Origin of the sequence: Streptomyces sp. HUAS 31 (genome assembly GCF_028198125.1) — a bacterium.
Classification (GTDB): domain Bacteria; phylum Actinomycetota; class Actinomycetes; order Streptomycetales; family Streptomycetaceae; genus Streptomyces; species Streptomyces chartreusis.
Genome location: NZ_CP116353.1, coordinates 1109727 through 1127193 on the forward strand (window position 1 = coordinate 1109727; position 17467 = coordinate 1127193).

The window sequence follows — 17467 nt, forward strand, 5'->3', positions numbered from 1 at the left end:
TTGACTGCGCCATCGGCCCTGGTAGGCCGCGGCCTGGTCGTGTTCGCACTCGGGATCGAACGGCCAGAACGCTAACGAGGCTTTCGACAGGCTGTGTGCAGCCTGAGTGATACTCCTGCGCAGATGTCTCAGGAAATGTGTACGCCGACTGCCCCGCTCACAGGTCGCAGCACCCCTCGCGGCGCATCCGACGGCTCACCTCCAGCCACTTCTCCTTCACATGTCGCCCGGCGTCGGTACCGAAGTCGCCGACCAGGTCCGACTGCTCGAACAGGACGCCGCCCCGCAGGACCGCCGCCGTTCGGATCAGCGTGGCGAAGTCGGTGAACGGGTCGCCGTCGACGACCGTGAGGTCGGCCAGCTTGCCCTCCTGAAGCGTGCCGAGGTCGGCGTCGGCGCCGAAGACCCGGGCGGGCAGCAGGGTCGCGGTGCGCAGTGCCTCGGCGGGTGAGAGGCCCGCGCGGTGCAGGGCGCGCAGGGCCAGGTGGAGATGGAGTCCGACCGGGACGAGCGGCTGGTCCGTGCCCAGCGCGATCAGCCCGCCGCCGGCGAGGATCCCCCGGTAGACGTCCATCTCCCTTCCCAGGGTGGCCAGTTGGGCGGCGGTGGGCGGTTGCCCCGCCTGCTCCCGGACGAGCGCGGTGTCCCACGGCGGCATGAGCGCGGTGACCCGCGGGTCGTCCGCGAGGGCGGGGTCGGCCCCGAGGAGGACCAGTGCCGTGAACGGGGTGGCGACGAGGTGGAAGCCGGCGGCGGTGTAGATCTCCCGCACGTCCTGGAAGGCACGCCCGGTCGCGGAGGTCGCGTGCCCGAACTCCAGCCGCTGGGTGGCCTGCAAGTGCGTGGTCAGGTCCTGCCCCACCTGCACACCGGGCGTGCACAGATGGCTGCCGCTGCGCACCCCGAGCCGCTCGTGTCCGAAGTCCGCGGCCTCCTTCATCACCCAGCCCGGGGCGCGGACGTACGTCTTCACGAAGTCCCAGTCCAGCGCCTCGGCCCGGGCCAGCGTGCGGTGCAGGCCCTCGCGGGTGCGGTGGGCGCGGCCCATGCTGTAGGCGACGCGCGGCCCGTCGAGGAGTTCACCGGTGGCCAGCAGCCGGGGTCCGGCGAGCTCACCGGCGGCGACGGCCTCCCGGATGCGGGCCTGCTCGTAGGCGAAGCCGCCCAGCGAGACGGCCGTCGTGATGCCGTACGCGAGTTGCAGCGCGGTCTGCCTGCCGCCGTACGTGGTCTGCCAGGGGTGGGTGTGCGCGTCCCACAGTCCCGGGATCACGGTGCGGTCGCTCGCGTCGACACCGCGTGCGGCCGGGCGGCCGGCGCGGTGCGGGGACACCTCGGCGATGCGTCCGTCACGGACCACGACGTCGATGTCCTCGCGGACCTGTTCACCGGTGCCGTCCCAGAAGCGGCCCGCGTGCACGACGGTGTCGGCCGGGCGCGGCCGGCGGTGGTCCAGCGGGACGCGGACCGTACGGGTCCTGCCGCTGCCGAGGTCGAGCAGGCGCAGGCGGCCCGCGGAGAGGTAGAGCAGGGTGCGGGCGTCGGCGGACCAGGACGGGTGGTCGGCGGGTTCGGAGGTGAGGCGGCGCGGGTCGCCGTCCGGGGTGCCGTCGCCCCGGACCGGCAGCAGCCACAGTGCCGACTCCACGACGACGGCCATCGAGCGGCCGTCCGGGGACCAGACGGGTCCGGAGTCGTAGCGGTCGGAGAGCGAGGTGTGCGGGGCGAGGGCGTGCAGGGCGGCGGCGCCGGTGGTCGTGTCGACGACGCGGATGAGGTTGTAGCCCTCGCGAAAGCGCTGGTTGAGACGGTTGCGGTCGCACAGGGCGACGTACCGGCCGTCGGGCGACCAGCTGGGCCGGCCGGGCAGCCCGCCCGCGCCGAGCGGTGCGGCGAGAACCCGTTCGGCGCCGTCGGGCAGGTCGCGCACCACGAGGTTGCCGGACATGTCCAGGCACGCCAGCCGTGTCCCGTCGGGCGCCAGCGCGGGGAAGACACGGCCGCCCCCGGCGAGCACCGTCTCCTCCCCCGAGCCGAGGTCGCGGCGCCGTACGGCGAACAGGCCGTCGCGGTCGTCGGCGTACACCAGCCCCGTGCCGTCGGGCGTCCAGACCGGCGCCAGCACGTAGCGGGTGGCGGGCACTTGCAGCACCTTGCGGGGCTTGCGGCCGCCCGTCGTCCCGGTGGTCCACAGGGCGTTGAGCGCGGCGAAGGCGACGCTGCGGCCGTCCGGTGACAGGGCGGGCAGGTGCAGCGCGCGGACGGGTCGGGTGCCGGTGGCCTCGAAGTCGTACGTCTTGCCGCGGTAGCGGGGCCGGTCCACGGGCAGCGCGGCGGTGAACGGGATCTCCTCGCCGTCGCCCGGCGAGTCCGGGTCGACCAGGCGGAAGCGGCCGTCGACCGTGAGGAGCAACCGCTCGCCGTCCGTCCAGCGCGGCGGCGCGGGCAGAACGTCGCCTTGTACGGCGACCGTTTCGCGGTCCACGACGAGGGTGCAGGACGCGGCGGGTGAGGCGGTGGTCCGCAGGTACGCCAGGCGTCCGGCCGGGGAGACGGCTGGGGTCATGAGCTGGGCGCCCGAGTCGTCGTTGTGTTCGGTGGTGACCGGGCCCGAGCCGTCGGCGGCGACCGACGCGATCGTGGTCGCGCGCAGGGTGCCCGTGGTGGTGACGCCGGCCCGCACGAAGAGGACCCGCTCGCCGTCGGGCGACCACGCCGGATCGAAGTCCTCCCAGCGGGCGTCCTGCCCCGGGCCCTGCTGACCCGAGCGTCCGGTCAGGCGGGTCAGCCCGCCGGTGCGCGCGTCCACGACCCAGATGCGGTACGGGGCTCCGGTCACGGTGTCGCCGCCGCGCTCGGAGGCGAACGCGATCCGGGTGCCGTCCGGCGACCAGGCCGGGCCGCGGTCGTCCCAGGGCCCGTCGGTGAGCTGCTTCAGTCCGGAGCCGTCGGGGCGCAGCGTCCAGAGGTGGAAGCCGCCGCCCCGATAGGCGCAGACGACGAGCCGGCTGCCGTCGGGCGAGAACTGCGGGCGGGTGGGTTCGAGGCCGGGCGAGGTGAGCGGTACGGCGGTGCCGCCCTGCCGGGGAACGGACCACAGCACGTTCTGGACCTCGGCGACGAGCCGGTCACCGGAGGGGGCGAGGGTGGCGGAGCCGCCCGTGGCGGCGGTGAAGGAGAGGGTGGTCGTTCCGGAGGCGGCGGCCACGGCCGGTGTGCCGACGGTGGTGAGCGCGGTGGCCGTGGCGGTGGCCTGGAGGAATCTGCGGCGGGAGAGCGGGCCGTATGGGAGGGCGCCGGAAGTGTCTTCGGTGTCCAAGTGAGCCCCCAGTGCGCGGAGTTGGCGGATCGAACGGCAGAGACCACTGGTGGCAACGTACGGCGCGGGACCCGGTCACGGGCCCCGCGGCGACGTTTCTCGGCCGTTCTTCGCCCCCGGCTGGGCCAGAAACAGCAGTTGGGCGGCGACGAGTACGTCGATCACGCCGCACGACTCGGCGAACGTGCGCGAGACGACCTTGTCCCGGGACCACGGTGTCCCGCGCGGCGGGGCCCAACACGGCCACCAGGCTCGCTCCGAGCACCGGCCAGATGAACCGAGGGGGGGCTCCCGAGCTGATTCACCATCAGGTAGACCAGGGCGCAACAGCGGAACCGACTCCCCGCAGCCGCCGACCGCGTCGGCCAGCTCCTGCGAGCCGGACGTGGCCACGTTGAGCACGCCGACGCCAACGGCCAGCACGGTCGGCCGGCGCCGTTTGAGCCCGACGGCCGGGTGCGGGCCGTCCGCCGTCGTGTGCGGTGCGGGGTCGATCGAGCAAGCGGCGGCGGGGCTGACGGGCCTGCGTCGCTACATCTGGTGGACCGTGCCGGGTACGACCGCGTGCGTCCTGGCCCTCCCGGTGGTCGCCGAGGCGGCCGCCTCCACCGATGCGGTGGGGCCGGCCTGCGAACATCGGCCCGACATCGCCGTGCTCGACCCGGAGATGCCACCCACGGACGGGCTGCGCGCCGCCGAGGTCCGTCTGGCTCCCGGCCCTGTCCGGAACTGTCTCTCCGCTGCCATGTCCAAGCCGGGGGCGCCGACGCGCCGTGCGGCCGCGGACCGGGCGTGGGAGCGAGGCTGGATCTGGTCCCTCTCCGACGCCCGGTGGGCGACGGCGGTCAGACGCGGCCGGCCGCCGCGGCCCTGCGGAGTTCCTCCGCGTCGTAGATCACCTCGGCGCGGACGAGGGCGCCGTCGCGGACTTCGAGCAGTTCGGCGGCGGTCATGGTGCCGGGTACGGCGGCGAGGTTCCAGGAAACGAAGGCGCAGGCCCGGTCCCCGTCGATGAATCGGTGGCGGACGGTGAAATCGGTGGCGGCCGGGCCGAATTGCCCGGCCATCGCGCGGAAGCCGTCGGCGGAATCAAAGTTGCCGACCGGACCGACGAAGACGAAGTCGTCGGCGAGTGGAACCTCGCTCATGTCTCCGTCACGGTTGATCCAGGCGTCGTAGTACCGCTCGACGATTTCTGCCGTGGTCATGCGACCAACTCCCGTAGAGAACTGTGCAGGTGGCCATGGGCACAGGAGTGCCCGACGGCTCATTCACATCGCTTGGAAATACTAGTGGCGGAGGGAGAAGGCCGCAGAAGGTCGGTGACACGGGCACGGAAATTCGGCCGAACACACACGGCGAAGGCGGGCCGGAGGTTTCGGACGCGCCTGAATTCAAACGGCAGGTCAACTGCCGATGCGCTTCACCATTTCCCGCAGGTCCGGATCGGCGTTCGCCCGGTCGAAGGCGGCGGCGAGCGTCTGGAGATAGACCGGAACGGCGGCTTCCAGAGTCTCCCGGCCGGACGCGGTGATGGCGGTGAATACGCCACGCCGGTCCTTCTCGTAGTGAATGCGCTCGACGAGAACCTGTCGCTCCAGACGGGTGACCAGGCGGCTGACGGAGCTCTGGTTCATGCCGACCGCCTCGGCCAGCGCCTGCATCCGCAGCCCCGGCCGACCGCTGCCGGAGATCCCGGCGAGCGCCTCCAGTGCGGTGTACTCGCTGAGCGACAGGCCGAACCGGTCCTGAAGGGCCTTCTCGACCAGTTCGGAGACCTGGGTGTGGAAGGCGGCGAGCTTGTTCCAGGCACCCTGCTCTGTCTGGGTGGCCTGTCGTTCCGATGCGCTCTGACTCATCGCTACTACCCTCCTGACGCCGGAGGAGCAGCTCGCGGCAACCAACAACGGTACAACTACCTAATGTACTCGTAAAGGTACGCGCAATCATTGCACAGGACCACATCCGCTCGCCAGCGGACCGACGTCGGGATCCGGCGCTAGGGATGTGACCGAAAAACCGCGCTCCGGGCCACGATCTCGAAGCATTCGGCCGACTCGTGTCGGGTACTGCCGTGCAATCGCTGAACGTGCGCCGCATACGATTCGGCCGTTCCCGGACCCAGTGCCGCCCGCAGTCCTTCCCCGCCGAGTCGGACCGCGCTCGCCAGTGCCGCGTAGTGCCGGGAGTCGGCGGGCGCCTTCGCCACCGCTTCAACCGTGAAGCCGGCCGCCGTCAGCGCGCTCGTCCACTGCCGTGACGCGCGATGGACGCCGGGCAGGTCGGTCCCGGTGACGATCACGGTCCCCTCCTCGGGCTCCAGGACGCGCCGCCAGCCGCGCGCGGCGACCGCGAGGGGTGTCGAGGGCCAGAAGTCGAGGGCCACGACCACGTCGAACGAGGCGACGGGCAGGTCGAGCTCGTCCAGATGCGCCACGGTGAAGTCGAGGTCCGGGGCGACCGGCACCGGGTGCGGCCGCGCCGCCGTACCGGCCGCTTCTCGTACCCCGACGACCTGGAACTCCTTCGTTTCCAGATCCGTCATACCCCGCTGCCGCAGCAACGCGCCGATATCCAGAATTCGTTGACCGGACCGCACCCCGGCGCGGGCTAATATCCGGCGGGTCTCTGTCGTTTCACTGTCGTTGGCCTCGGTGTCCGGCGGTCGTTTCCGGTGACTTGCGTCGCGAGGCTCGATCGAATCTTGATTGACCGGGTTTCGTACGGCCATGCACGCCCCCATCATCCCCGTTATGGAGCAACTGCCGTCCAACTGGAAACAATTGACGACAGCGATCCCCGCACAAGCGTACTCCATACCGCCGCACTCCCCCGGGCGATCCGCCCCGGTGTGGGCGACGCGACACAGGCCGACTTGGCACTTGCCCGGGAAGTGACGATCGGGTGAAGGAATGGTGAGCGGAGGCGTGGCAATGCCCGAGGAACAGGAAGTCAGATTCTCGCCAACTGTTCGGCGAAACGCTCCGCTGTTTCCATGGTCTGATCGGCATTCAGCCTGGGGTCGCATGCACTGCGGTAGGCAAACGGCAGATCATTCTCGGAGATCCCGCAACGGCCCCCGACGCATTCGGTCACGGGCTCGGCGGTGCTCTCCAGATGCAGGCCGCCGGGCCGGGCGCCGCCGCGGCAGACCGCCCGCACGAACGCCTCGCTCTCGGCGACCACCGCCCGCATGTGCCGCGTCTTGTGGCCGGTGGCGGCCCGGACGGTGTTGCCGTGCATCGGGTCGCACAGCCACACGGCCGCGTGCCCGGCGGCACGGACCGCTTCGACCAGCGGCGTCAGGCGGTCCTCGATCCGGTCCGCGCCCATCCTGGAGATCAGGACCAGCCTGCCGGGCCGGCGTTCGGGGTCGAGGGTGGCGGCGAGGCGTACGACCTCATCCGGTGACATTTCCGGGCCGACCTTGCAGCCGACCGGGTTCAACAGCCCGGCGAGGAAGCGCACATGGGCGCCGTCGGGGTGGCGGGTCCGCTCCCCCGTCCAGGGCAGGTGGGTCGAGGTCAGTACCCAGCCCTGCGCCTCGGCGTCCCATCGGGTCAGCGGCTCCTCGTAGTCCAGGACGAGGGACTCGTGGCTGGTCCACAGCGCGGGCAGGCCGTCGCCCCAGTGCCCGCGCATGGGCAGGCCCTCGTCGGCGGCGCGGCGCAGCAGGAACAGGGTGCGCGCGGCGTGCTCGTAGCCCCAGAGCATCCGGCGTGGATCGGGGCGGCGCGCGGTGGCGTCAGGTGCCATGTCGTTGACGAGGAAGCCGCGGAAGGCGGGCATCCGGACCCCGTCGACCTCCTCGGTCGGCGAGGAGCGGGGCTTGGCGAACTGCCCGGCGATCCGGCCGACGGTGAGCACCGGCAGCGCGAGCCGTTCCCCGACGACCCGGGAGACGTCCCGGAACAGCTCCAGGGTACGGCCGATGCCGGCCGGGGTCGCCGGAGCGAAGGGCTCGGCGCAGTCCCCCATCTGGATCACCATGCCGCGGCCGTACGCCACTTCGGCGAGCCGGCGCCGTAGCGTCAGCACCTCCTCCGCGGTCACCAGCGCGGCACGCGCCGCGAGTTGGGCGTGCGCCTGCCGCAGCCGGTCGTCGTACGGCCAGCCGGGCGGTTGGCCGGCCGGCAGTCCGCGCCAGCGTGCCGGATGCCAGGGGGCGCGGCCGTGCAGCGAGGTCACCGTCAACTCCCGCATGGGGCGTCGTCCTCCGTCTCGTACGCGTCGAAAGCCGGCGTGGTCGCCATGTCAGGGGCGTCCGTCCGCCATGTCCCGGAGGATCGTCTTGAGGATCTTGCCGGAGCGGTTGCGCGGCAGGGTGTCCAGGAAGGTGATCAGGGCGGGCCGGTGGTGGCCGGCAAGTTCCGCCGTGATGAGCCGGGTGAGTTCGTCGGGGGTGGGTCGGGCCGACGGGGCGGGCACCACATAGGCGATGGGCACTTCACCGTGTGCCGCGTCGGGCCTGCCCACGACGGCCGTGTCGGCGACTCCGTCGTGCGAGAGCAGCACCCGCTCGATCTCCGCCGGGTGCACGTCCTGCCCGCCGGTGGTGATCACATCGGTCTGCCGGCCCACGAGCGTGAGGCGGCCGGCTGCGTCGGCCCGGCCCAGATCGCCGGTGTGCAGCCAACCGCCGCGAGTCGCCTCGGCGGTGGCCTGCGGGTCGGCCCAGTAGCCACGCATCAGGCTGTCGCTGCGCACAGAGATCTCGCCGTACTCCCCCGGTGCCGCCTCGGTGCCGTCGGGACGGCGGATCCGCACGTCGACGCCGGGCAGGGGCCGGCCCGCGCCGAGGGCGGGGTGGCGGTCGGGCGGCGTGTGCGGGTCCGGGTGCTCGTGCGGGGCGAGCATGGCGAAGTGTCCGCCGGCCTCGGCGGCGCCGTACGCCTGCCGGAAGGCGCAGCCGAAGGTGCGGGCGGCGTCGCGGTAGACCTCCCAGGGCAGCGGGGCGCCGCCGTACACGATCTCCTGGAGGCTTCCGGTGTCGTGCGGCCGCGAGCGGGACGCCTGGAGCAGGTGCCGCAGGGTCTCGGGGTCGAGCCAGAGGTGGGTGGCCCTGTGCCGGGTCACCGCGTCCAGCGTGCGGTGCGGTGCCGACGCGGGCGGCAGGACGACGCCGGCGCCGCCCGCCAGGTACGTGAACGACATGGCGACGCTGGAGTGGAACAGCGGGGCGCAGTTGACGAGCGTCGCCTCCTCGGCCGGTCCGGCCGCCGCGAGCCAGGCGAGGCAGACCTGCATCAGGCTCCGGTGGTCCCAGACCACCGCGCGGGCCCGGCCGGTGGTCGCCGAGGTGTGCATGATCGCGACCGGGTCGTCGGGACGCACCTGCGGCCAGGAGCCCCGGTACGGCGGGAGGCCGGACATGCCGGCGAGGTCCAGGGCGACCGGTACGGCGAGGTCGTGGGCCCAGGTGTGGCTCGCGAGGTCGGCAAGGACGGCCACCGCGCCGGTTCGCCGGGCGACGGCGGCCGTCTCCTGCGCGGGGCCGGCCGGGTCGACCGGTACGGCGACGGCGCCGATCCGGGCCAGGGCGAAGTACGCCTCGAACACCTCGATCCGCTCCGGGGCCGGCAGCAGGACCCGGTCGCCCGGTCCGAGGCCCTGTGCGAGCAGCCCGCCCGCGAGGGTGTCCACGCGCTCGGACAGCTCGCTCCATGTCACGTCGCGCCGGTCGTCCACCAGGGCGGTGCGTCCGGCACGCCGACGGCGGTTGCGGTCCAGGATCTGGGTCAGCCACATGCGAGGTCATCCGTCCGACGGTCCGTCATCGAGTCCTGCGGAGCGGCTCATCGAGCCGAGGGGGCTTCCATCCAGAGTATAGACCCATACAATGTATGCATGAGTATTGATTCTTCAGGCGAACGATCGGGCGACCACCAGGGCCTCGGCGGCGCCCCTCCCGGATTACCGGACCACGACCCCACGCACCCCGTGGAGAGCGCCGTGATCAGCCGTTTGTCCGGCAACTGGCATCGGCGCGCCGCGGTCAAACGCCAGGAACCCGACCTGGACGACCTGTTCGAGCCTGACCGGCCCGACTGCCCGGACAGCCTGCTGCCGTTCCGGGACCACCCCACCTATCTCGCGCTGGACGACGGGACGAAGGCGCGACTGCGCGCCTGGGGCTGGATCGCGTTCAACAAGAACATCCAGGACATCGAGCAGCGGGTGGTCAATCCCGGCTTCGCCCTGATGGCCGCCGACGCGTTCGAGACCGGGCTCGGCGAGTCCATGACGGTGGCCGTGACCCAGGCCATGGTGGACGAGCAGTACCACACCCTGATGCACCTCAACGCCAGTGCGGTGACCCGCCGTCGGCGCGGCTGGGCCATGCCCGACAGCGCGCTGCCGCTCGGCCACAAGGCCCGCAGGCACGAGGAACGCCTGGCGGCCGCGGCGACACCGGCCCTGCGCCGACTGGACCAGCTCGCCTACACGACGGTCGCCGAGATCTCCATCAACGCCTACCTCGATCTCGTCGCCGACGACGACGCCGTCCAGCCCATCAACCGCGTCACCGCCGACCTCCACAACCGCGACGAGTACTGCCACTCCTCGATCGCGGCCGAGATCGCCAAGGCCGCCTACGCCCATCTGACGCCCGAGCACCGGCGGTTCTTCCTCGCCTCGCTCGCCGACGGCATGGAGGCGTTCGCGGCGAACGACTACACGACCTGGCACCGGATCGTCGAGCTGACGGACGTGCCGGGCGGGCGTCGGATGCTCCAGGACGTGGCCGCGTCGGCCGCGCGCAAGCGGCTGCTGCAGGACTTCGGCGGACTGCACCGGCTGTGCCGCGAGATGGACGTCCTGGACGAGCTGCCCTTCGACTGGTCGACCGTCTCCGTCGGCTGACCGGCCGCCCCCGCCCTGACCCACGTCCGACCCTCGGCGGCACCCGCACCCACCACCGGCGACCGTTCCGACCCTCTGAAGGGGCCATGCGCACACTGCTGATCGACAACCACGACTCCTACACCTACAACCTCTTCCAGCTGCTGGCAGAGACCTACGGCCAGGAGCCGACGGTCGTGCCCAACGACGACCCGGCCTGGAGTCGGCTGGACGTCGACGCGTTCGACGCGGCGGTGATCTCACCGGGTCCCGGGCATCCGACGGGACAACGGGACTTCGGGCATTCGCGCGCGCTGCTGGAGCACCCCGGACTGCCCGTCCTCGGGGTCTGCCTCGGGCACCAGGGCATCGGACTGCTCGCGGGCGCGCGGGTGGTCGGCGCGCCCGAGCCCCGCCACGGCCACCTCACGACGGTCGAGCACGACGGCACCGACGTCTTCGCCGGTCTGCCCGACCGCTTCACCGCCGTGCGCTACCACTCGCTGTGCGTCGCCGAGCCGCTGCCGCCGCAGCTCGAGGTGACCGCACGAGCCGAGGACGGCGTGATCATGGGGCTGCGCCATCGTGAACTGCCGCGCTGGGGCGTGCAGTTCCACCCCGAGTCGATCTCCACCGAGTACGGCGCCGAACTGATGGCGAACTTCCGCCGACTGGCGCTGGCGGGCCGCCCCGGACGGCGAGTCCCGCCGTCGCGTACCGCCGGACCGGACCGACAGCCCGCGACTCCGGCGGCCGCCGGCCCGTCCCCGGAACCCGCCCTGCGCGCCCATGTGCGGTGCCTGGAGCGGGCCGTGGACGCGGAGTCGGCGTTCACCGCCCTGCACGGCGACAGCAGCCGCGCGTTCTGGCTCGACAGCGCCCATGTGGAGCCGGGTCTGTCCCGCTTCTCCTTCATGGGCGACGCCGACGGCCCCGACGGCGAGGTGCTCACCTACCGCGTCGGCGACGCGTCCGTGATCGTCGAACCCTCGGGCGGCATCCCGTACCTGGAGCACGGCACGATCTTCGACGTCCTGGACGGCCGGCTGCACCGCGAGGTCACCGGCACCGAGGACCTGCCCTTCGACCTCTCGGGCGGCTATGTCGGCTATTTCGGCTACGAGTTGAAGGCCGACACGGGCGCCGACAGGAACGCCCACCGGGCCCCGGCGCCGGACGCGATGTGGCTGCGGGCGCACCGCTTCCTGGCCGTCGACCACCTGGAGGGGTGCACCTATCTGGTCGCCCTCGCCGAACCGTCGGACGCCGCCCACGCCGAGGAGTGGCTGGACCGCACGGCCGCGGTGCTGCGTACCCTCCCCGACGCCGTGGCCGCGCGGCCGGTCCCGACCGCGGCCGACCCGGACGTCACCCGATGGCTGGCCCGGCCCCGCGAGCAGTACCTGGCCGACATCGCCGCCTCCCAGCGGCAGTTGCGCGCCGGGGAGAGCTACGAGATATGCCTGACCAACAGCCTGCGGCTGCCGGCCCCGGTCGACGATCTGGCCTACTACCGCAGGCTGCGCAGCCTGAACCCGGCGCCGTACGCGGCACTGCTGCGCCTCGGCGAGCTGTCCGTGTTCTGCTCCTCGCCGGAGCGTTTCCTGCGGATCGACCGGGACCGGACCGTGGAGAGCAAGCCGATCAAGGGAACGACCCGCCGCAATCCGGACCCCGCGCTCGACGAGGCCCTGCGCGCCTCCCTGCCCGGCGACCCCAAGACCCGCGCCGAGAACCTGATGATCGTCGACCTGCTGCGCAACGACCTCGGCCGGATCTGCCGGGTCGGCAGCGTGCATGTGCCCGCGTTCATGGCGACCGAGTCGTACACGACCGTGCATCAGCTGGTGTCCACCGTGCGCGGCACACTGCGCCGGGACGCGAGCGCCATCGACTGCGTCAAGGCGTGCTTCCCCGGCGGGTCGATGACCGGTGCGCCCAAGCTGCGCACCATGGAGATCATCGACTCACTGGAGGATCAGGCCCGCGGGATCTACTCGGGCGCCCTCGGCTTCATCGGCTACTCCGGCACGGCGGATCTCAACATCGTGATCCGTACGGCCGTACGGTGGCGGGAGGAGTTGAGCGTGGGCGCCGGCGGGGCGATCGTGCTCGACTCGCAGCCGCTCGCCGAGTACGACGAGATGCTGGTCAAGGCGGAGGCCACGCTGCGCGCACTGCCGCTGCCGGCCGCCGACACGCCCGCACCGGGGACTCCCGTGGCCCGTTCGCTCGGCGATCGCATCGGCTAGCTTGGGGCGTGGGCCCGATCCCGGCCGCGCACCGCGGCCGCCGCAACCGCGACATGCCGACCGGAGGTGGCATTGTTTGCCAGCGAGCAGATCAAGCTGTTGGCCGAATCGGGATGGAACACCTGTGACTCCGTACGGCAGGGCGTCGAGCGGGCGGGTCTTCCGCTCCCGACCGCCGCGTATCTGAAGCGCACCGTCGACGCCTCCCAGTGGGGCCGCGCGGAGCATGCCGTCGAGGCACTGCGTGAGCACTTCAAGGGTGCCCGGTTCGCCGACGAGACGGTCTTCGGCGTCCTGCTGGTGCCCGATCCCGACAAGCTCGACACCCGTGGCGCGGTCGATCCGGCGATGCGCGCCGACCAGACGGGCAAGACCGGCAAGGGCGCGGTCGATGTGGTCGACCGCGCCCTTCCGGCGGGCAGGCTGGCGGTGCCGCCGGGCACCGACTGGACGCCGGTGGCCACCGTGACCGGCCCGACCGGGCTCCACTTCGGCAGCTTCGACGACATCACGGCGGCGGACGCCGCCACCTTCACGGTGGACGGCGTCGACACCCGGGAGTTGATGGTGCGCCAGATCTGGGGCGCCCGCGTGCTTCAGTCCGGGAGCGAGCTCCCGGACTGCGAGGTCGGTGGCGGCTGGACGTTCACGCTGTTCCCCGGCGAGCCCCAGGTGGACGGCAAGGCCGTCTCCGGCACCGTGCTGCACGACAAGGTGCGGTTCCGGCTGGGGCGGAGCGACCGGGGGATCGCGGTGGTGCGGGTGAGTCCGGCGCTGGTGCCGGCCTGATCAGCCGCAGCCGCCCGCGTGTCCCAGGTCGCTGGAGCGGGCTTCATGCGCCGCGATCGACGTCGGCGGGGCGGGCACGTCCGTCGTGACGCCCTCTCCCGCCTCCCCCAGCAGCGCGAGGAAGTCCGCGAGTCGGTCGACGCCCCAGAACTTCTGGCGGCGGTGCATGAAGAACGGGACGCCGAAGACGTCGTCGCGGTGGATGTCGAGGAGTGCGCGGACGCCCTCGGCGCGTATGTGCTCGTCGTCGGCGGCGTGTTCGGCGGCGTCCGGGTCGACGCCGACTTCGGCGGCCAGTCGCCCGACGGTCCCGCGGTCGGAGATGTCCAGGTTCTCCTGCCACCGGGCACGGTGGACGCGGTCGATGAAGGCGAGTCCCCGCCCCTGTGCCGCCGCCACCACATAGGCGAGGTGGGACGCCTCCCACCAGGGCGCGACGTCCTGCGGCCAGGTGACCGCGAGTCCGCGCCGGGCGGCCAGCCGCCGTACGTCACCGAGCATGTACAGGTGCTTCTCGCGCGACATCGGCGTGTAGGGGAAGCGGCCGCCCGCCTCGGTGAGCAGCTTCTCGCTGTGCGCGTCGGGCTCCCAGAACGGCCGCCACTCCGCGGCCTCCACGACGTCCGGTCGGCCGGTGGTGAGGTCGTGGAAGGCCAGCCAGGAGTACGGGCTGCGGAAGGAGAAGTAGATACGGGGACGACGCGGTGCGCGCGCCATGGCGGCCTCCTCGGACGTGTCGGACGCTAGATGGTGATCCCGCCGTCGACCTGGACGACGGCTCCGGTGATGTACGAGGCCCGGTCCGAGGCCAGGAAGCCGACCAGGTCCGCCACTTCCCGCACTGTGCCGAACCGGCCCAACGGCACGCTGTCGACGGCCCGTTGGTGTTCGCGCTCGCGCAGCACCGCCGTCATGTCGGTGTCGATGAATCCAGGTGCGACGACGTTCGCCCGGACTCCGAATCCACCCACCTCCTTGGCGAGCGCGCGGGTGAAGCCGATGATCCCGGCCTTGGAGGCGGAGTAGTTGGCCTGGCGGGGGTTGCCGTAGACGCCCGAGACCGAGGACAGGGTGATCACGACGCCGCGACGGCGCTTCATCATCCCCATGATCACGGCGTGGCAGGCGGTGAAGGTGCCGTCGAGGTTGATCCGCAGCACCTGACGCCAGTCGTCGTCGGTCATGGTCACGACCGGGTTGTCCCGGGTGACGCCGGCCGAGGTGACCAGCACCTCGACGGGCCCCAGCTCCTCCTCGACGTCCCGGACCAGGGCCCTGACGTCGTCGGGGTCGGTCACGTCGACGGGGCGGGACAGGACCCGGGCGCCGAGTTCTTCGGCCTCCTTCTCGACCTCCCGGGCCGCGTCGGAGCGGGTGCGGTAGCAGAACGCCACGTCGTGTCCGTCCCGGGCGAGTTGGCGTACGACGGCGCGGCCGATGCCGCGGGAGCCGCCGGTGACCAGGGCGACGGGCCGCCGGTCGTGGTCCATGGGGTGATCCTCTCGGTGTCGGTCGGGGGCGGTCAGGCGAGGCGCAGCACGGCGCAGCCGATGACGCCGTCGGGGTCGGCGGTGGTGACCAGGGCCGCGCGCCCGGCCGCCGCCGGATCGTCCTCGGCGCTCGCCAGGAGGGCGGCGATCTGGAAGGCGGCGGAGGCGGCGCCGGTGTCTCCGAGCAGGCCGGTGCAGGACAGCCGGAGCGGGTCGTGGCCGCCCAGCACCTCGGCGAGCGCGGTGCGTTCCCGGTCGCCGTAGGGTCCGGGGGCGTCCGCAGGGGCGAGGGCCCACAGATCCGCCGGCGTCAGGTCGGCCCGCAGGAGGGCGCGGCGCACACAGTCGGCGAGCACGGGTCCCGCGTCCTTCTCGTCGGCCGGCAGCGCGATCTCGACTGCCGCCACCTCGGCGAGGGGCGTCCGGCCGGCGCCTGCTTCGGTGCCCGCCTCCAGCAGCAGGACCGCGCAACCCTCGCCGGTCAGCGGTGCCTCGTCGGGTTCCGCCGGTAGGTGCTCGCCGCGGGCGTGCCAGTCCAGCCAGGCGCGTTCCGCGGAGAACTCCTCGGCCGCGCCGCACACGACGGTGCGGGCGTGGCCGCAACGCTGGAGCCGCTGGGCGTGGTTGAGGGCGAGCAGGGCCGAGGCCCGGCCGCCGGCGATGGTGACGTTGGGGCCGCGCAGGCCGTGCCGGATCGCCGACTGTCCCGCCGCGCAGTTCATGACGGTGTTCGGGAAGCGGGCGGGGTCGACCAGGTAGGGCCGGTCCTGGGTGAGCGAGTCGCGGGTGAAGCTCATGATGCTGCCCACGCTGCCGTTCGAGGTGCCGAGGACGAGGCCGGTGTCCTCGTCGAGGCCCGGGATGCGCGCGCCCTCGCCGTCGTCCAGGAGCCTGCCCACCGCGGCGACGGCGAGGGCGGTGACCCGGTCCATGGAGCGGGTGCCCTTGCGACCCAGCAACTCGCGTGGCTCGCCGCCGGGTACGAGGCAGGCCCGGTCGGTGGGCGCGGCCCAGCGCTCGGGGTCGAGCGCGGTGACGGCCTGCCGCTTCGCCCGTACTCCCGCCCCGAACACCTCCCGTCCGACGCCGAACGCGGACACCGCCGACCAGGCCGAGATGACCGGTCCCGTGGCGCTCATCGGCAACCTCCTTGCCGCGTAAGGCTGTTCATGCCGCTCCCCTCTGCGCCCGGCGCGCCTCGGCGACGTCGGGCTCGTAGCGGCCGAGGATCAGGACGGCGTTGTTGCCGCCGAAGGCCAGCGCGTTGTTCTGCACGACCCTGAGGTCGGCTTCGATCGCGCGGTTGGGCACGCAGTCGATGTCGCACTCGGGGTCGGTCTCCACGTGGTTGATCGTCGGCGGGATGAAGCCCTCGCGCAGGGCGAGGGTGCAGGCGATCGCGGCGAGGGCGCTGGCCGCGCCCATGGTGTGGCCGATCATCGACTTGATGGAGACCATGCGCGGCGGTGTGCCGCCGAAGACCTGCCGGATCGCGCGGGCCTCGCTGACGTCGTTGGCCTTGGTGCCCGTGCCGTGCGCGGAGATCAGGTCGACGTCGTCGGCGGTGACGCCCGCGTTGTCGTGGGCGAGGCGCACACAGCGGGCGAAGCTGTCCTCGTTGGGCGCGACCGGATGGTCGGCGTCGCAGTTCAGGCCGTAGCCCAGCACCTCGGCGTGGATGCGCGCGCCCCGTGCGAGGGCCGAGTCCAGGCTCTCCAGCAGCATCATCCCGGCGCCCTCGCCGGTGAGGATGCCCTTGCGGTCGCGGTCGAAGGGCTGGCAGCGCTCGGGGGCGATGGTGCCCAGGCGGTAGAAGCCGGCGAAGGTCTTCAGGCAGACGGCGTCCGCCCCGCCGCACAGCGCGAACTCGAACTCCCCGGTGCGCACGGCGTCATAGCCGTAGCCGATGGCGTAGTTGCCGGCCGCACAGGCGGTCGGCAGCGTCACCGCCTCCACGTCGACCAGCCCCAACTCCCGGGCGGCGGCGACCGAGAGCCGGCCGGCCGGGACCCGGCGGGCCACGACCGGGTCCATCCGCCGCGGCCCGAGTTCCACCTCCTGCCGGGTCAGTCCGTCGAGGTCGCGGGACTCGCCGTCGGTGGTGCCGACGGAGACCAGCGAGCGCACGGCGCGCAGGTCCTCGACCGGGAGGGCGGCGTCCGCGACGGCCATCCGGGCGGCCGCGGCGGCGAAGTGGCTCGCCCGGCCGTACTCGCGCAGCGGCAGCCGGGTGACGAAGCGGGCGGCGTCGAACTCGGTGATCTCGCACGCCCGGGAGTGGTCGAAGCCGCTCGCGTCGAAGGAGGTGATGGGGCCGGCCCCGCTGCGTCCGGCGCGCAGGCCCGTGAGGAACTCGTCGGCGCCGATCCCGATGCTGGTCACTGCGCCGAGGCCGGTGACGACGACGCGCCGCGGTGTCATGGTCGACGACACGCCGCCGCCTACTGCCGGGCCGCGGCGGCCTCGGCCACCACCTCGTACACGCCCTCCAGGTTCACCATGCGGGCGAGTTCCTGCTGGGCGATGGTGATCTTGAACCGCTTCTCCAGGGAGGCGAGTATCTCGATCGCGAGCAGGGAGTCGGCCTCGTGGTCCTCCTTGAAGCGGCTGGTGCGGGTCATCTCGTCGGGTTCGAGTTCGAGGATGTCGGCCACGAGCTCCTTGATCTGGTTCTCGCGCTCCGCGGCGATGTCGGTGCTGGTCATGTCTGTGCTCCTTCTGTCGCATCAGCCGCCGCGTCGGGCGGCCCCCTGTCTGACGCGGCACCGGCCGGG

At 72.5% G+C, this 17467-nt stretch carries 14 protein-coding genes; 3 read left to right on the forward strand and 11 right to left on the reverse strand.

Annotated elements, in window-relative coordinates; genetic code table 11:
* Positions 1–157: 157 nt before the first annotated feature.
* The 6 genes from PGH47_RS04720 to PGH47_RS04745 form a co-directional block, all read right to left on the reverse strand.
* Positions 158–3319 (reverse strand): amidohydrolase family protein, encoded by a 3162-nt coding sequence (locus tag PGH47_RS04720; protein ID WP_271662373.1) that lies wholly within the window; start codon positions 3317–3319, stop codon positions 158–160.
* Between the two features lie 845 nt (positions 3320–4164).
* Positions 4165–4527, reverse strand: coding sequence for a nuclear transport factor 2 family protein (locus tag PGH47_RS04725; RefSeq protein WP_271662374.1), 363 nt, complete (start codon positions 4525–4527; stop codon positions 4165–4167).
* Between the two features lie 198 nt (positions 4528–4725).
* Positions 4726–5178 carry a MarR family winged helix-turn-helix transcriptional regulator gene (locus PGH47_RS04730; protein ID WP_271662375.1) on the reverse strand — a complete coding sequence of 151 codons (453 nt, stop codon included), beginning with the start codon at positions 5176–5178 and terminating at the stop codon, positions 4726–4728.
* Between the two features lie 140 nt (positions 5179–5318).
* Positions 5319–5864: a class I SAM-dependent methyltransferase gene (locus tag PGH47_RS04735; RefSeq protein ID WP_271662376.1), complete on the reverse strand. Its 546-nt coding sequence runs from the start codon at positions 5862–5864 to the stop codon at positions 5319–5321.
* Between the two features lie 407 nt (positions 5865–6271).
* Positions 6272–7522, reverse strand: a complete 1251-nt coding sequence (locus PGH47_RS04740) for a 3-deoxy-7-phosphoheptulonate synthase (protein WP_271662377.1) — start codon at positions 7520–7522, stop codon at positions 6272–6274.
* 51 nt (positions 7523–7573) lie between these two features.
* Positions 7574–9067, reverse strand: a complete 1494-nt coding sequence (locus PGH47_RS04745; protein WP_271662378.1) for a class I adenylate-forming enzyme family protein — start codon at positions 9065–9067, stop codon at positions 7574–7576.
* Positions 9068–9166: 99 nt separating this feature from the next.
* On the opposite strand from PGH47_RS04745, the gene PGH47_RS04750 reads away from it, so the two are divergent.
* The 3 genes from PGH47_RS04750 to PGH47_RS04760 all read left to right on the forward strand — a co-directional run bounded on the left by PGH47_RS04750 (position 9167) and on the right by PGH47_RS04760 (position 13203).
* Positions 9167–10183: an AurF N-oxygenase family protein gene (locus PGH47_RS04750; protein ID WP_271662379.1), complete on the forward strand. Its 1017-nt coding sequence runs from the start codon at positions 9167–9169 to the stop codon at positions 10181–10183.
* A gap of 86 nt (positions 10184–10269) precedes the next feature.
* On the forward strand, positions 10270–12414 hold the full coding sequence (gene pabB / locus PGH47_RS04755; protein WP_271662380.1) for an aminodeoxychorismate synthase component I: 2145 nt from the start codon (positions 10270–10272) through the stop codon (positions 12412–12414).
* 66 nt (positions 12415–12480) lie between these two features.
* A complete protein-coding gene (locus PGH47_RS04760) occupies positions 12481–13203 on the forward strand; it encodes a hypothetical protein (protein ID WP_271662381.1) in 723 nt (240 codons plus the stop codon).
* On the opposite strand, the gene PGH47_RS04765 is transcribed toward PGH47_RS04760, so the two are convergent.
* From PGH47_RS04765 to PGH47_RS04785, 5 genes are read right to left on the reverse strand one after another with little or no spacing between them, the layout of a single operon-like run.
* Positions 13204–13920: a 2-hydroxychromene-2-carboxylate isomerase gene (locus PGH47_RS04765; RefSeq protein WP_271662382.1), complete on the reverse strand. Its 717-nt coding sequence runs from the start codon at positions 13918–13920 to the stop codon at positions 13204–13206.
* A 26-nt stretch (positions 13921–13946) separates the two neighbouring features.
* On the reverse strand, positions 13947–14693 hold the full coding sequence (fabG, locus tag PGH47_RS04770; RefSeq protein ID WP_271662383.1) for a 3-oxoacyl-[acyl-carrier-protein] reductase: 747 nt from the start codon (positions 14691–14693) through the stop codon (positions 13947–13949).
* Positions 14694–14725: 32 nt separating this feature from the next.
* Positions 14726–15832 (reverse strand): beta-ketoacyl synthase N-terminal-like domain-containing protein, encoded by a 1107-nt coding sequence (locus PGH47_RS04775; protein ID WP_271662384.1) that lies wholly within the window; start codon positions 15830–15832, stop codon positions 14726–14728.
* A 28-nt stretch (positions 15833–15860) separates the two neighbouring features.
* Positions 15861–17114: a beta-ketoacyl-[acyl-carrier-protein] synthase family protein gene (locus PGH47_RS04780; protein ID WP_271667985.1), complete on the reverse strand. Its 1254-nt coding sequence runs from the start codon at positions 17112–17114 to the stop codon at positions 15861–15863.
* Positions 17115–17134: 20 nt separating this feature from the next.
* Entirely contained in the window at positions 17135–17398 is a 264-nt protein-coding gene (locus PGH47_RS04785) for an acyl carrier protein (RefSeq protein ID WP_107911643.1), read from the reverse strand.
* Between the last annotated feature and the right edge of the window lie 69 nt (positions 17399–17467).

Coding starts and splice junctions, on each gene's coding strand:
- PGH47_RS04725 (WP_271662374.1), bottom strand. CDS start 4,527: ATGACCACGGCAGAAATCGTCGAGCGGTACTACGACGCCTGGATCAAC.
- PGH47_RS04730 (WP_271662375.1), bottom strand. CDS start 5,178: ATGAGTCAGAGCGCATCGGAACGACAGGCCACCCAGACAGAGCAGGGT.
- PGH47_RS04735 (WP_271662376.1), bottom strand. CDS start 5,864: ATGACGGATCTGGAAACGAAGGAGTTCCAGGTCGTCGGGGTACGAGAA.
- PGH47_RS04740 (WP_271662377.1), bottom strand. CDS start 7,522: ATGCGGGAGTTGACGGTGACCTCGCTGCACGGCCGCGCCCCCTGGCAT.
- PGH47_RS04745 (WP_271662378.1), bottom strand. CDS start 9,067: ATGTGGCTGACCCAGATCCTGGACCGCAACCGCCGTCGGCGTGCCGGA.
- PGH47_RS04750 (WP_271662379.1), top strand. CDS start 9,167: ATGAGTATTGATTCTTCAGGCGAACGATCGGGCGACCACCAGGGCCTC.
- pabB (WP_271662380.1), top strand. CDS start 10,270: ATGCGCACACTGCTGATCGACAACCACGACTCCTACACCTACAACCTC.
- PGH47_RS04765 (WP_271662382.1), bottom strand. CDS start 13,920: ATGGCGCGCGCACCGCGTCGTCCCCGTATCTACTTCTCCTTCCGCAGC.
- fabG (WP_271662383.1), bottom strand. CDS start 14,693: ATGGACCACGACCGGCGGCCCGTCGCCCTGGTCACCGGCGGCTCCCGC.
- PGH47_RS04775 (WP_271662384.1), bottom strand. CDS start 15,832: ATGAGCGCCACGGGACCGGTCATCTCGGCCTGGTCGGCGGTGTCCGCG.
- PGH47_RS04780 (WP_271667985.1), bottom strand. CDS start 17,114: ATGACACCGCGGCGCGTCGTCGTCACCGGCCTCGGCGCAGTGACCAGC.
- PGH47_RS04785 (WP_107911643.1), bottom strand. CDS start 17,398: ATGACCAGCACCGACATCGCCGCGGAGCGCGAGAACCAGATCAAGGAG.